Raw genomic sequence first — 12,430 nt, forward strand, 5'->3', positions numbered from 1 at the left:
GTGCTGTGTGGGGAAAGTGGCAGTCATGTTGCGGCGGCAACGGAATCGGGTGTCCTGATCATCGGTTCTTTCCAGTTTCAGTTGATGCGTTTGCCTGCGTTTCGGCCATGAGGGGGTGGAACGTAGAGCTGTTTTCGCGCGCTGATTTTGTCGCCAAAAACATGATACGGGGACTGGCGCTGACAAGCTGTGGATACTATATTTAGTAGCTGAATTCGCTTGCAGCCAAATTCGCCACGAGATACAGGGATGACATCTACGGATGAACATCCCATTCATATCGGCAACAACCGGCTGCACGCAGACTGCGCGTCGCTGGAACGAACTTTTGCGCCCTTTTGCTGGCGCCCAATGGACGAGGACAGGAACCAATGCGCATTGAACGTCGCTTCACGAAGCCCGGCCAGTCGCCTTACGCGGAGATCGATTTCCGCAAGGCCGTCAGTGAAATCAAGAACCCGGATGGTTCCATCGTGTTCCGTCTGGCGGATATCGACGTTCCCGCGCAGTTCAGCCAGGTTGCGACCGACGTTCTCGCGCAGAAATACTTCCGCAAGGCCGGCGTTCCGAAGATCCTGAAAAAGGTTGAAGAGAACGACGTTCCATCCTTCCTGTGGCGTTCGGTTGCCGACGAAAAGGCCATGAAGGATCTTCCGGAAGGTGAGCGTTACGGCTCTGAAACCGACGCTCGTCAGGTTTTTGACCGTCTTGCCGGCACCTGGACCTATTGGGGCTGGAAGGGCAAATATTTCTCGTCCGAAGAAGATGCCCTCGCCTTCCGTGATGAGCTTGCCTACATGCTGGCCACCCAGCGCGTTGCGCCGAACTCTCCGCAATGGTTCAACACCGGCCTGCACTGGGCTTATGGCATCGACGGTCCTGGCCAGGGCCATTTCTATGTCGACCCTTTCACCGGCAAGCTGACCAAGTCCAAGTCCGCTTACGAACATCCCCAGCCGCATGCCTGCTTCATCCAGTCCGTCGAGGACGATCTGGTCAACGAAGGCGGCATCATGGACCTGTGGGTGCGTGAAGCGCGCCTGTTCAAGTACGGTTCCGGCACCGGCTCCAACTTCTCCTACCTGCGTGGCGAAGGCGAAAAGCTTTCGGGCGGCGGCAAGTCCTCCGGCCTGATGAGCTTCCTCAAGATCGGCGACCGCGCCGCTGGCGCCATCAAGTCTGGCGGCACGACCCGCCGCGCCGCAAAGATGGTTGTTGTCGACGCCGACCACCCGGATATCGAAGCCTACATCGACTGGAAGGTGAACGAAGAGCAGAAGGTCGCGGCTCTCGTGACCGGCTCCAAGATCGTCGCCCGTCACCTGAAGGCGATCATGAAGGCCTGCGTCAATTGCGAAGCCGACAATGGCGATTGCTTTGACCCGACCAAAAACCCTGCCCTGAAGCGCGAAATCCGCGCCGCCAAGAAGGACCAGGTTCCGGAAAACTACATCAAGCGTGTCATCCAGTTCGCCGAACAGGGTTACAAGGACATCCAGTTCAAGACCTATGACACCGACTGGGATTCTGAAGCCTACCTCACGGTATCCGGCCAGAACTCCAACAACTCCGTGTCACTGAAGGATGACTTCCTGCGCGCAGTTGAAAACGACGGCGACTGGAACCTGACGGCACGCCGCGACGGCAAGGTCATGAAGACCCTGAAGGCGCGCGACCTGTGGGAAAAGATTTCGCATGCCGCATGGGCATCGGCAGATCCCGGCCTGCACTTCAACACGACCATGAACGACTGGCACACCAGCCCGGCTGCCGGCCCGATCCGCGCATCCAACCCGTGCTCGGAATACATGTTCCTCGACGATACGGCCTGCAACCTTGCTTCGCTGAACCTCATTCAGTTCAAGGATGCCGCCACCAAGAACATCAACATTGCCGATTACGAACATGCGGTTCGTCTGTGGACGATCGTTCTCGAAGTTTCGGTCATGATGGCGCAGTTCCCGTCCCGCCAGATTGCCGAACTCTCCTACGAGTACCGGACACTCGGCCTCGGCTACGCCAACATCGGCGGCCTGCTGATGTCGTCGGGCATTCCTTATGACAGCAACGAGGGCCGCGCGATTGCCGGTGCTCTGACAGCGATCATGACTGGCGTTTCCTATGCGACCTCGGCTGAAATGGCGGGTGAGCTTGGTCCGTTCCCGGGCTTTGCACCGAACCGCGACAACATGCTGCGCGTCATCCGTAACCACCGCCGTGCAGCGCAGGGCCTGGCTTACGGTTATGAAGGCCTGTCGGTGAACCCGGTTGCGCTGATCCACGCTGATTGCCCGGACCAGGACCTCATCACCCATGCAACCGCGGCCTGGGACAAGGCCCTCGAGCTTGGCGAACAGCACGGCTACCGCAACGCCCAGACCACCGTTATCGCGCCGACCGGCACGATCGGCCTCGTCATGGATTGCGACACGACCGGCATCGAGCCTGACTTCGCGCTGGTAAAGTTCAAGAAGCTCGCCGGTGGCGGTTACTTCAAGATCATCAACCGCGCTGTTCCCGACGCACTGCGTTCGCTCGGTTACTCCGAAAGCCAGATCGCCGAGATCGAGGCTTACGCAGTTGGCCACGGTAACCTGAACCAGGCTCCGGGCGTCAATCCCGGTACGCTGAAGGCAAAGGGCTTCACCGACGAGAAGATCGAAGCTGTCAACGCTGCTCTCAAGAGCGCCTTCGACATCAAGTTCGTCTTCAACCAGTGGACGCTTGGCGCAGACTTCCTCAAGGACACGCTGAAGGTTTCCGACGAGCAACTGTCCGACATGACCTTCAACCTGCTGGACCATCTCGGTTTTGGCAAGAAGGACATTGAAGCGGCCAACGTGCATGTTTGCGGCGCGATGACGCTGGAAGGCGCACCGTTCCTGAAGAACGAGCATCTGCCTGTCTTCGATTGCGCCAACCCCTGCGGCAAGATCGGCAAGCGTTATCTCTCGGTGGAATCCCACATCCGCATGATGGCTGCTGCCCAGCCGTTCATCTCGGGTGCGATCTCCAAGACGATCAACATGCCGAACGACGCAACCGTTGAAGATTGCGGCGCAGCCTACATGCTGTCCTGGAAGCTGGCGCTGAAGGCCAACGCACTTTACCGCGATGGTTCCAAGCTCTCGCAGCCGCTCAATGCCTCGCTGGTCGAGGATGAAGAGGACGAGGATGCACTGGAAGAGCTGATCGCTCAGCCACAGGCAGCCCAGGCCGTGACCATCACGGAAAAGATCATCGAGCGCGTTGTCGAGCGTGTGACCCGTGAGCGTGAAAAGCTGCCGAACCGCCGCCAGGGTTACACCCAGAAGGCTGCTGTCGGTGGACACAAGGTCTACCTGCGCACCGGGGAATTCGGTGATGGCCGTCTCGGCGAAATCTTCATCGACATGCACAAAGAAGGCGCTGCTTTCCGTGCGATGATGAACAACTTCGCCATCGCCATCTCGCTTGGCCTGCAATACGGCGTGCCGCTGGAAGAATATGTGGAGGCCTTCACCTTCACCAAGTTCGAACCGGCTGGCATGGTTATCGGCAACGACGCAATCAAGAACGCCACGTCGATCCTTGACTACGTGTTCCGTGAACTCGCCGTTTCCTACCTCGGCCGTCACGACCTCGCACATGTCGATACGTCGGACTTCTCGAACACGGCACTCGGCAAGGGCATCCAGGAAGGCAAGACCAACCTCGTTTCCACCGGCTGGACCCGTGGTTACAAGCCGACGCTTGTTTCCAGCAACGGCAGCGAGCGTTCGTCTTCCGAGCCGAAAGGTTCCGCAACCGCAGCACCTGCCCGCGCTTCGGCCAGCGTGACCTCGATTTCCGGCAATGCAGCCCGCAAGCTGGAACCGGTCATCGCAGCCTCGGCCTCCGAAATCGTCGCCTTCAAACGCGACTACGAGGAACGCGCCAAGGAACTAGCGGAAGAGATTGCCGAAGAAGCTTTGGCAACCGAAACCGAACAGGCAGCAACAGCCCTCTTCTCCGACAAGGCAGCAGCTGATGCCGCATCTGCCAAGACGGAAGCCAAGAAGGTCGAAAACGAACGCCGGATGCGCTCCATCGCACAGGGCTACACGGGCAACATGTGCTCCGAGTGCCAGAACTTCACCATGGTGCGCAACGGCACCTGCGAGAAGTGCGACACATGCGGCGCGACGAGCGGTTGCTCTTGAGAAATACAGGGATAAGTGGTGAAGCCACTTCCCAACAACTTACGTTGACGTGAATATGTCCCCGCAGCGATTTGCCTCGCTGCGGGGATTTTTCGTAGGCGATCGCTGTGGACTGCCTGCGTCCTCGTGGTTACTCAAAAATGCTGCGTGAAACGCACCATTGTCGGCAGGACAGCGGCCATTGGCACACCATTTCAAATCTACTGGAAACCCGTAGTTCGGCATGTTATATTTCGAGTGGGATGAGCAGAAGGCAGTCGCCAATCTTGCCAAGCATGGCGTCAGTTTTGAAACTGCGGCGCATGTCTTCAACGATCCGTTTGCAGTCGATATTGAAGAACGTTCAATGGAGTACCACGAAATCAGAAGGCGTATTCTGGGACTTGGCAATGGATTGCTGCTGACCGTCATTTACACGGAGCGCAGTGAAAAAGTCCGCATCATCTCAGCACGAAAGTCAACGCGGGCAGAGCGTAGGGAGTATGAAGACGATGGGTGGTAAAACAGATCAAACCGACTGGGCTCGTCTTCACGCGATGACCGATGAAGAAGCGGAAATTAATGCTCTGGCCGACCCCGACAATCGTCCTCTCTCCGCAGAACAGTTTGCCGCTGCAAAAAGAATGCCTCGCATAAAAATCATTCGACGCGCATTGAAGCTGACACAAGAAGAGTTTTCGGCCCGATACCATATTCCGCTTGGAACACTTCGCGACTGGGAACAGGGCCGTAGCGAACCGGATCAGCCGACCAGAGCTTATCTTAGAGTTATTGCTGTCGATCCAGAAGGAACGGCCGCAGCGCTAAGAAAAGGTGCGGCTTGAGCCTGTCATGTCTCTGGCGACATTTAAGACGATGACTCCATACATTTCAATTTGCGTAGTCGGGGTATCATTGTTCTGGGCACCCGTTGCGCAGGCAACCTGCTTCGACGTCTCAAAGAATGAGCCTTCTGCGTTGAGCGGCCATCTTACCCATCGTATCTTCGCGGGTCCGCCAAATTTCGAGGATGTTCAGAAGGGTGACGCCCCGGAACCGGGCTATGTCCTGAAGCTTGATGATCCGATCTGCCTTACCGGCGACGACTTTGCCGATCCGGAGAGCACATTTGATGAGGTCCAACTCGTTCCCGACGAAATGACCGGGAAGGACATGGCACGGTTGAGAGATACCGATGTCTTCGTTGACGTCGTCAAGCCAATGCCGGCAATGACGGGACACCATCATCGGCCTCTTGTCGCCTGGGTAAAGGCAATTGCCCCAGCCCGCGACATCACCGAAAGTTACGGGACGGCAGCAACCACGATTGAGGCTTTCTATGCGGCTCTGCAGTCCGGCGACGGCAAGCTTGCATCAACATTCGTCGTGCCAGAGAAAACAAGGAAAGGCGCCTTCAGCCCGCAGGCTCTGTCCAGCTTCTACGGATCGTTGTCAGAGCCAATCTCGTTGATCGATATCCACAAGGTCGACGAGACACACTTCTCCGTTCGCTATCGTTTCACAAGTGGAAAGCGGCCATGCGACGGCTCCGCAGCGATCACCACAGTGAAACGTGACGGAAGAGATTTCATTCAGTCAATTCGCGCGGAGAATGGCTGCTAGAGCGCTTATCAAGCCTTTGTCATCAAAGGAACATCCCCGCGCATCGCTGCGTTGACCTTGACGACAACCGATCGAGGTCTGGGGTAGATGATGTTGCCATTTGATAGACTGAAGCTGATGCAGGAGCCGGGGCGATGGCCACCGTTTTCGGTAAGTGAGCGAAAACCGCGCGAGTGGCTGCTGACAATCAGCGGTCTTGTTCTGCTGTTCGTGCTCTCGACAGCCATTGCTATGGGCTACCTCGTGACCCGCCACCCCGGCAAGGCGGAACCGAATCCCGGTATTGCGGAAGAGCAGCGCATCGAGCAGGGAAGCTAGGCAAGACGCGCCCTTCGACCGCCACACCATGTCCCATCAGAAAGCTTTTCGCAGCGTCGTCAGATAGCACCATTGGCTATGAGAATGGGAGATAGCTTTTCTTCAGTCCTCGCGCAGTCCCTGCCGGCGGCCTTGGCGGCATAAAGTGCTGCGTCGGCGCACTTTAGCAGTTCGGCTGGTTTTTCCGATGAGCCGCGATCCGTCGCAATGCCGATGCTGATGGTAACGACGCCCTTCTCACTGAAATGGTGTTCGATTGCCTGAGCCCGAACGGCGGCCACGGCCATTGCGCCCATCGCTATCGCTTCCTGCGGGAGAGCACGTGGCAATATAACGGCAAACTCCTCACCGCCGTATCTGGCAGTCACCGCACCTTCGAACGGCAAGAAAACACGGGACAACGCCGCAGCGACTTGTTGGAGGCACTCATCACCGGCAACGTGTCCGTAGCCATCGTTGTAAGCTTTGAAATGATCAACGTCGATCATCAGCACGGAAAGAGGCACAACCTTGGCCACCGCGTGCGACACTGCCGAGCGCATGGCGTCATCGAAGGCGCGGCGGTTGACCAGCCCTGTCAAACTGTCGGTGCTCGCCAGTGCGGTCAGTCTTTCATTCAGATCCCTCAGGCGGTTCTCACGGTCGCGGTTTGCCGTGACGTCCGAATACACGATCATCACGCCACCGCCCTCCGTAGTGCGTGAATTCGCCTCTATCCATCGACCGTCAGCGAGTTTCACGATGCGGTCGCCATTGCGCATCAGTACGTCGGCAGTACGTTCGACAAGATCAGAAATGTTTCCGACAGCCTCAGGCTCTTCGCCGCGCTCAAGTGATGCCTGAATGATTTCCCTGAGACACTTGCCAGGCACCCGAACATCCGCAGTCAAAGGAAAAAGCTCGTGATATCGACGATTGTGGAGGACAAGAATTCCGCTCCCGTCAAACATCGCCAAACCGTCCGCCATGCTTTCAATAGCGTCGATCAGGGTCGTTTGCGTGCGTGCAAGCCTCTGTTCGAGCCGTTTCCGATCCGTGATCTCACGATTGTGCGTAACGATGCCAATGATATTCCCGCTCACGTCGAGAAGCGGCGCCTTGAGTGTCGAAAGCCACGTCTCCGACCCGTTAAGCCCTATGAACTGTTGTTCCACGGTGACCGGACGACCGGAGCTGAGCACAAGTTCTTCCGGTTCGCGAAACATATTCGCAGTTTCGGATGGATAGTAGTCGGCATCGGTTTTACCGATCAGTTCATTGACCCCGGTCCCCATCATCTTCGCCGTTGCGGGGTTTGCCAGAAGGAACTGCCCGTGTTCATCCTTTGCGTTCAAGCAATCCGGAAGCGCCTCGATCACTTGCCGATAGCGACGGTTTTCGACCGTGGCCGCGTGCCTGCGATGTTCCTGCACAATGGCGAGCCCCGACAGAAGGGTCGCGCCTGCGACGATGATCGCCAGCGGCCCGGTTGCGTCGAGTGTAAGCGAAGGCCAGTTGGCGACCGGGTACACAACGTAAAAACCCGCCGTCGCACTTACCCCGGCCCAAACAGCAAGGATGGCTGTCGCGCGAGTGGACGCAAGGTGATTTCTGAACATGTAATGCAGGACGACACCACCTGCGGAGGCAGCGACGATCTGCGGAATAGCGGTGTAAACGCCTGTGCCACCTGTCGACAGTCGCCGGATAACCGCCGTTGCGAATGGCAACACGGCTGCAAAGGGACCCCCGAAATACGCGGATATCGCCAACAGAGTGTACCGCGCATCGAGCAACACCCCAGGCAGCCATTCAAACGGGAGTGCCATGGTAGCAAGAACGCCACCCGCCATCACGACGCTGAAGATGGTGGTCCGTGCGGCCCATCTGAGCTGTTCGACGTGCCGATGGCCGAGTGTCCAGATTGACGTGGTGATTGCGACGACAGCGAGATTCGGAAGGAGTTGATGCCAGAGGCTCATCGATAGTCCATCATTTTCGCTCCGTAATGCCAAGATGGCATGACGACATGGTTTGCAAGCTCATGGCCAGCTTGATCACTATAACTGATGATCCAGAGGATGCGCCTATAGGTAACTGTAAACACTGGAAGTTTCGTAATCGCTTACCCAGGTCGTCCGAGGCTAACCATACGTAAGGAACTCACAATTTCTTAGAACAGACTTTCTAGCGGGTATCGCGGCCGATGACAGCTATGAGTTATCGTGGATAACGTATGCTACTGAGTTATGAAAGCAGTGACGTGAGACGAAGCCAAATTGACGTCGCAAAGACGCACGTCGGTCGATAGCGATTTGGAATCATTAGGCATTCCATTGCTAAGGCAATCCCGAGCGCAGTCAAAACGCTTGCCTCTTGGGGCCGCTTGCGCTGTCATGGAAGCGGACCGTCCATCGCCAATAATGCTGTAGATTTCATAGGCGATCTCCACAGACGCCCCGCCATAACATCATTGCTGGAACTTGAAGTTTTTACGGTCGTACGCGTGCTCAAACCCCATTTTCCTCAGGTTCTCGTAGGAAATATTGGGTTTGCCAGCTGTGGGCACTTCTGTTTCTACGACAAATGTCGAAATGCCTTCTGCTATGCCGTAATCAGTGCGAGCCTGGATAAGCGCCTTTTGAACGCCGCGGTTCCGGAACTCCGGATGTGTGGTACCACCACCCAACCACGCATAGTTCCCAAACGTGAAAATGGCGCCAGTGCCGATTGGCGTTTCCCCATCGAGAGCAAAAAAACACCCCCACCCCTCTTTGCCGACAATGGCTGACCAAAGAGGGATCAAGGATGGCGGGAAATTGAAGCCACTGCACATCATCGATCCGAACTGCGACGCCTCGCGAACGTGCACCCTTCGGGTACGGACAGGACTTGGTGCGCGAAAGCGCTGGGCAGCGGTGAATGTAAGCTTTGCCCAGCCGGGACCGTGTTCATGCAGATCCCTGCCCTGTATCCAGTTTTTCACCTCATCCGAGGCAGTATCCATATTCAGTTGGAGGAACCGGTTGCCTGCCCTTCGTCGCATCCAGCCATATGCTTGATCGAGATCCTCGACAGCGCCTAGTCCCAGCACCCGATTTAGGCCGATCGCCGGCGCGCCTGGCAGGGAGATCGCGCACCCTCCGCTGATGGCAATGCAGTCGAAATGCTCTTCGGGCCGCAGATCCCTAGCTGAGATCCTGTGCAGACTGAGGAAAGCCTCAGCCTCAATGGCGTCTTCTTTCGTTGGGAATGAGCGTTCTGAAAACTGAGGATTCAAGATTGGCTCCTGAGCCGCCGCCCCGTGAAAGCCTAATGAAGAAAGACGGACGATTGTCGACTAAAAACCGAATTCGCTGAGACCGGGGTGGTCATTCGGCCTGCGGCCGAGCGGCCACAGGAAACGCCGGTCTTCGGCCTTGATGGGCAGGTCGTTGATGCAGGCATGCCGCTTTCGCATCAGGCCACTATCGTCGAATTCCCAGTTCTCGTTTCCGAACGACCGGAACCAGTTCCCACTGTCGTCATGCCATTCGTAAGCAAATCTGACAGCTATTCGGTTGCCGCCAAACGCCCAGAGTTCCTTGATCAACCGGTAATCGAGCTCACGCCGCCATTTTGCAGAAAGAAATGCGACGATTGCATCCCTCCCCGTGACAAACTCGGCACGGTTCCGCCACTGGCTGTCCCTGGTGTAAGCCAAGGCAACCCTTGCAGGATCGCGACTGTTCCAGCCATCTTCAGCCAGCCTGACCTTTTCAACTGCGCTTTCAAACGTAAAAGGGGGAAAAGGCGGTCGTTCAGCGTCGATCATCTCTCTGGGTTCTCCAACCGTGCACGTAAGTTCGCGTTCTCGATTTCCAATCGCTGCAGCCGCTCACGAAGCGGAGCGACTGCCTGCTCAACCTGCTGTTCCGTGTAGCGCGGCGTTATATGCTGCGGGCAATTCCAGTCAAAAGCCTCGAGCCGCAGCTTGAACACCCGTTCCGGCCTCCCCTTATAGGTTTGGTCGGACACCAATTCCGTGAGTTCCGGATCGGCATCAAGCGCCAGCCGCTCTACATGCACATAGATTTTGAGCCGGGCTCGCCGCACATAATCCATCAGGAACAGGCAGGCACGATCGTTGACGGCAAGGTTGCCGGCACTGATGTATTGACGATTACCCCGATAGTCAGCGAAGGCCATTGTCTGCCGGTCGATCACCTTGAGGAAGCCGATTTTTCCTCCACGATGCTGAACATATGGCCAACCCGTTTCGGAGACCGACGCCATGTAAAAGCTGTCAAGTGAGGCAATGAAGGCGATCTCGTCGTCTGTGAACGCGTCCGACGGGCGGTTGTGGGCGCCCAACCAGATCTGGTCCACGCCCATGTCCGCCTGAGCCGCTCTGACACTCGGCGTCACGGCAACCTCAAGGAAATGATATGGCATATCTGATCTCCCTGCTCGGTCGAGCCTGTATTGTCGTCTGACGTCGCAAGCCCGGGCCTGCCTCTATCTGCCGAAACCAGTTGCCGACAAATTTCACCCCGCAAACCGCGCGCTCACCTTAATCCTGCAAGGCCCAGTCTGCCACTTCCCAGCGGGTCTGCCCACGGTCGGAAACGATGCGGCCGAGCCCCGGGAACGGCATGTGCGTGGCGGCAATCAGTGCGCCTTCTGCGGCAGCACGCGGGAAAAACCGGTCGCGCATCGCCCTGGCAGCGTCACGATCCTGCTCGAACAGGAAGAACACATCCGTGGCAGCATGGCCCGTCAGGTCGACGATCGACACGCCGGGGACGATTTCACGTTCGCCGTCAATCGCCTGCAGCCTGGGGTAAAGGCGCACCACCTCATCCGCCATCTGGAAGCTGGTCTGCAGGTAATCCGGTGCACCGGCGCGCTTGGCGGGGTCGGTCCAGTGCTTGACGTCGCGGCGATCGATATAAAGCTCTGCCTTCGGATAGTTGTTTTTGCCGCCGGCAATCAGACCGCCCATGTGGTCCTGGTGCATATGCGTGACGATCACGGCGTCGATCTGGTCCAGCTTCAGGCCGAGCGTGGCAAGCGCCTGCGGCAACTTGCCGGTCTCGCCGATCGAACCTGCCGCACCGGCATCGATCAGGATGCGGCGTTGTCCATCATCGATCAGATACTGGTTGAACAGGAACCGCACGCCGCTTGGCCGGGCGGTAGACTGGGCGACGGCTGCCTGCTCCACATCGGCCGGGCTGCGGCCGGGAAAGAAGTTGTAGGGCATGTCGGCATAACCGTCCGTCAGCGCTGTCACCGTAAAGCGACCGATGCGGATCTGCGCCAGCGGCGTGACGCTGGCCAGCGCCTTGGCAGGTTCCTGCGCTGCAACGAGGCCTGGCAATGCACTGCCGATCAGCCCTCCGCCTAGAAGGCCAAGAGGAAGAGCGCTGGCGAAGGCACGGCGTGAAAGTTGAGGCATGGCGTCTTGCTCCGTTTCAGACGATGATGTTCTAAGTTGCTTGGTTTTCAGCCGCGGTTGTTATTAGGGCTGCGACCTTTTCAGGCTGCGACAGCATCACCGCATGACTGCTGCGCACTTCCACTATTTTCGCACCTGCCCGCACGGCCATCTTCTCCTGCGCTTCAGGGGGGATCATTCGATCGTCGGTGGCGAGCAGGTAATAGGAAGGCTTGTTTTTCCAAGCCGTTGCACTGATTTTTCCCTGCACCGCCTCCAGCCCCCAAGGTCGCTGGGCGACGGCCATAAAATGCGTCAGAGCGGGCTCAACATCCGCGGCAAAGGCGGCAGGAAACTTCGCGCTATCCACTCGGATAAATCCATTAGCCGGCGGCAAAAGAGGAGCTTTCTCCGCCCCATGAGCCGCCTGCGAAGCCAGATCGAATACCGACTCCCCGATCTCCGGCACGAAGGCAGCCAGATAAACCAGGCACACTACCTTTTCATCGGTTCCGGCTTCAGTGATCACGGCTCCACCATAGGAATGACCAACGAGAACAACCGGATTGGACGCATCAGCGATCACCTGCCGCGTGCGCTCGACATCAGCGCTCAAACTGACAGCAGAGTTCTGAACGACAAGAACTTCGTAGCCCTCACGCGAAAGGATCTCAAAAACCTGGCGCCATCCGGACGCATCGACAAATGCTCCGTGCACGAGAACGACTGTGATAGATTTGTCGCTGGTATCTCCAACGGTAAGGGTCATGAGCTTAACCTACCCGGTTGTGTCAAAAGGGCTCGTCATTCCGAAAATTGCTTGATCAGTGTCGAAGGCGGCGTTGGCGCGCATATTCATGCGCTGACGCTCAGACGTTATTGCGGGTCAATGTGTAGGTCGGTTCAGGTCGCCTCACAATTGCGATCTAGG

11 protein-coding genes are annotated in these 12,430 nt (G+C 57.4%); 5 read left to right on the forward strand and 6 right to left on the reverse strand.

The window, feature by feature from the left end; all coding sequences use genetic code 11:
* Positions 1 to 371: 371 nt before the first annotated feature.
* From HWX89_RS18910 to HWX89_RS18930, 5 genes are all read left to right on the forward strand, one after another.
* Positions 372 to 4,181 carry a vitamin B12-dependent ribonucleotide reductase gene (locus tag HWX89_RS18910; protein WP_138793215.1) on the forward strand — a complete coding sequence of 1,270 codons (3,810 nt, stop codon included), beginning with the start codon at positions 372 to 374 and terminating at the stop codon, positions 4,179 to 4,181.
* A gap of 223 nt (positions 4,182 to 4,404) precedes the next feature.
* The gene (locus HWX89_RS18915; protein ID WP_138793216.1) at positions 4,405 to 4,683 is read left to right on the forward strand and encodes a BrnT family toxin; all 279 of its coding nucleotides are present in this window, start codon (positions 4,405 to 4,407) and stop codon (positions 4,681 to 4,683) included.
* Positions 4,673 to 5,005 (forward strand): helix-turn-helix domain-containing protein, encoded by a 333-nt coding sequence (locus HWX89_RS18920; protein WP_178340837.1) that lies wholly within the window; start codon positions 4,673 to 4,675, stop codon positions 5,003 to 5,005. Before HWX89_RS18915 ends, HWX89_RS18920 begins: the two co-directional genes overlap by 11 nt.
* A gap of 133 nt (positions 5,006 to 5,138) precedes the next feature.
* Complete coding sequence (locus HWX89_RS18925) at positions 5,139 to 5,783, forward strand: hypothetical protein (RefSeq protein ID WP_210271450.1); 645 nt, start codon at positions 5,139 to 5,141, stop codon at positions 5,781 to 5,783.
* Positions 5,784 to 5,873: 90 nt separating this feature from the next.
* Positions 5,874 to 6,101, forward strand: coding sequence for a hypothetical protein (locus tag HWX89_RS18930; RefSeq protein WP_138793218.1), 228 nt, complete (start codon positions 5,874 to 5,876; stop codon positions 6,099 to 6,101).
* 59 nt (positions 6,102 to 6,160) lie between these two features.
* On the opposite strand, the gene HWX89_RS18935 is transcribed toward HWX89_RS18930, so the two are convergent.
* The 6 genes from HWX89_RS18935 to HWX89_RS18960 all read right to left on the reverse strand — a co-directional run bounded on the left by HWX89_RS18935 (position 6,161) and on the right by HWX89_RS18960 (position 12,268).
* Positions 6,161 to 8,062 (reverse strand): diguanylate cyclase, encoded by a 1,902-nt coding sequence (locus tag HWX89_RS18935; protein WP_138793219.1) that lies wholly within the window; start codon positions 8,060 to 8,062, stop codon positions 6,161 to 6,163.
* Positions 8,063 to 8,550: 488 nt separating this feature from the next.
* Positions 8,551 to 9,360, reverse strand: a complete 810-nt coding sequence (locus HWX89_RS18940) for a GNAT family N-acetyltransferase (RefSeq protein ID WP_138793220.1) — start codon at positions 9,358 to 9,360, stop codon at positions 8,551 to 8,553.
* Positions 9,361 to 9,420: 60 nt separating this feature from the next.
* A complete protein-coding gene (locus tag HWX89_RS18945) occupies positions 9,421 to 9,894 on the reverse strand; it encodes a nuclear transport factor 2 family protein (RefSeq protein ID WP_138793221.1) in 474 nt (157 codons plus the stop codon).
* Positions 9,891 to 10,514, reverse strand: coding sequence for a pyridoxamine 5'-phosphate oxidase family protein (locus HWX89_RS18950; RefSeq protein ID WP_138793222.1), 624 nt, complete (start codon positions 10,512 to 10,514; stop codon positions 9,891 to 9,893). The genes HWX89_RS18945 and HWX89_RS18950 overlap by 4 nt, the downstream gene beginning before the upstream one ends.
* A gap of 118 nt (positions 10,515 to 10,632) precedes the next feature.
* Positions 10,633 to 11,520 (reverse strand): MBL fold metallo-hydrolase, encoded by an 888-nt coding sequence (locus HWX89_RS18955; protein ID WP_178340838.1) that lies wholly within the window; start codon positions 11,518 to 11,520, stop codon positions 10,633 to 10,635.
* 31 nt (positions 11,521 to 11,551) lie between these two features.
* Positions 11,552 to 12,268, reverse strand: coding sequence for an alpha/beta hydrolase (locus HWX89_RS18960; protein WP_138793795.1), 717 nt, complete (start codon positions 12,266 to 12,268; stop codon positions 11,552 to 11,554).
* Positions 12,269 to 12,430 lie beyond the last annotated feature (162 nt).

Origin of the sequence: Rhizobium sp. RM (assembly GCF_013390595.1) — a bacterium.
GTDB lineage: Bacteria > Pseudomonadota > Alphaproteobacteria > Rhizobiales > Rhizobiaceae > Agrobacterium.

Excerpts from the sequence above, each read along its gene's own strand:
- HWX89_RS18910 (WP_138793215.1), top strand. The coding sequence starts at position 372 with ATGCGCATTGAACGTCGCTTCACGAAGCCCGGCCAGTCGCCTTACGCG.
- HWX89_RS18915 (WP_138793216.1), top strand. The coding sequence starts at position 4,405 with ATGTTATATTTCGAGTGGGATGAGCAGAAGGCAGTCGCCAATCTTGCC.
- HWX89_RS18920 (WP_178340837.1), top strand. The coding sequence starts at position 4,673 with ATGGGTGGTAAAACAGATCAAACCGACTGGGCTCGTCTTCACGCGATG.
- HWX89_RS18930 (WP_138793218.1), top strand. The coding sequence starts at position 5,874 with ATGTTGCCATTTGATAGACTGAAGCTGATGCAGGAGCCGGGGCGATGG.
- HWX89_RS18935 (WP_138793219.1), bottom strand. The coding sequence starts at position 8,062 with ATGAGCCTCTGGCATCAACTCCTTCCGAATCTCGCTGTCGTCGCAATC.
- HWX89_RS18945 (WP_138793221.1), bottom strand. The coding sequence starts at position 9,894 with ATGATCGACGCTGAACGACCGCCTTTTCCCCCTTTTACGTTTGAAAGC.
- HWX89_RS18950 (WP_138793222.1), bottom strand. The coding sequence starts at position 10,514 with ATGCCATATCATTTCCTTGAGGTTGCCGTGACGCCGAGTGTCAGAGCG.
- HWX89_RS18955 (WP_178340838.1), bottom strand. The coding sequence starts at position 11,520 with ATGCCTCAACTTTCACGCCGTGCCTTCGCCAGCGCTCTTCCTCTTGGC.
- HWX89_RS18960 (WP_138793795.1), bottom strand. The coding sequence starts at position 12,268 with ATGACCCTTACCGTTGGAGATACCAGCGACAAATCTATCACAGTCGTT.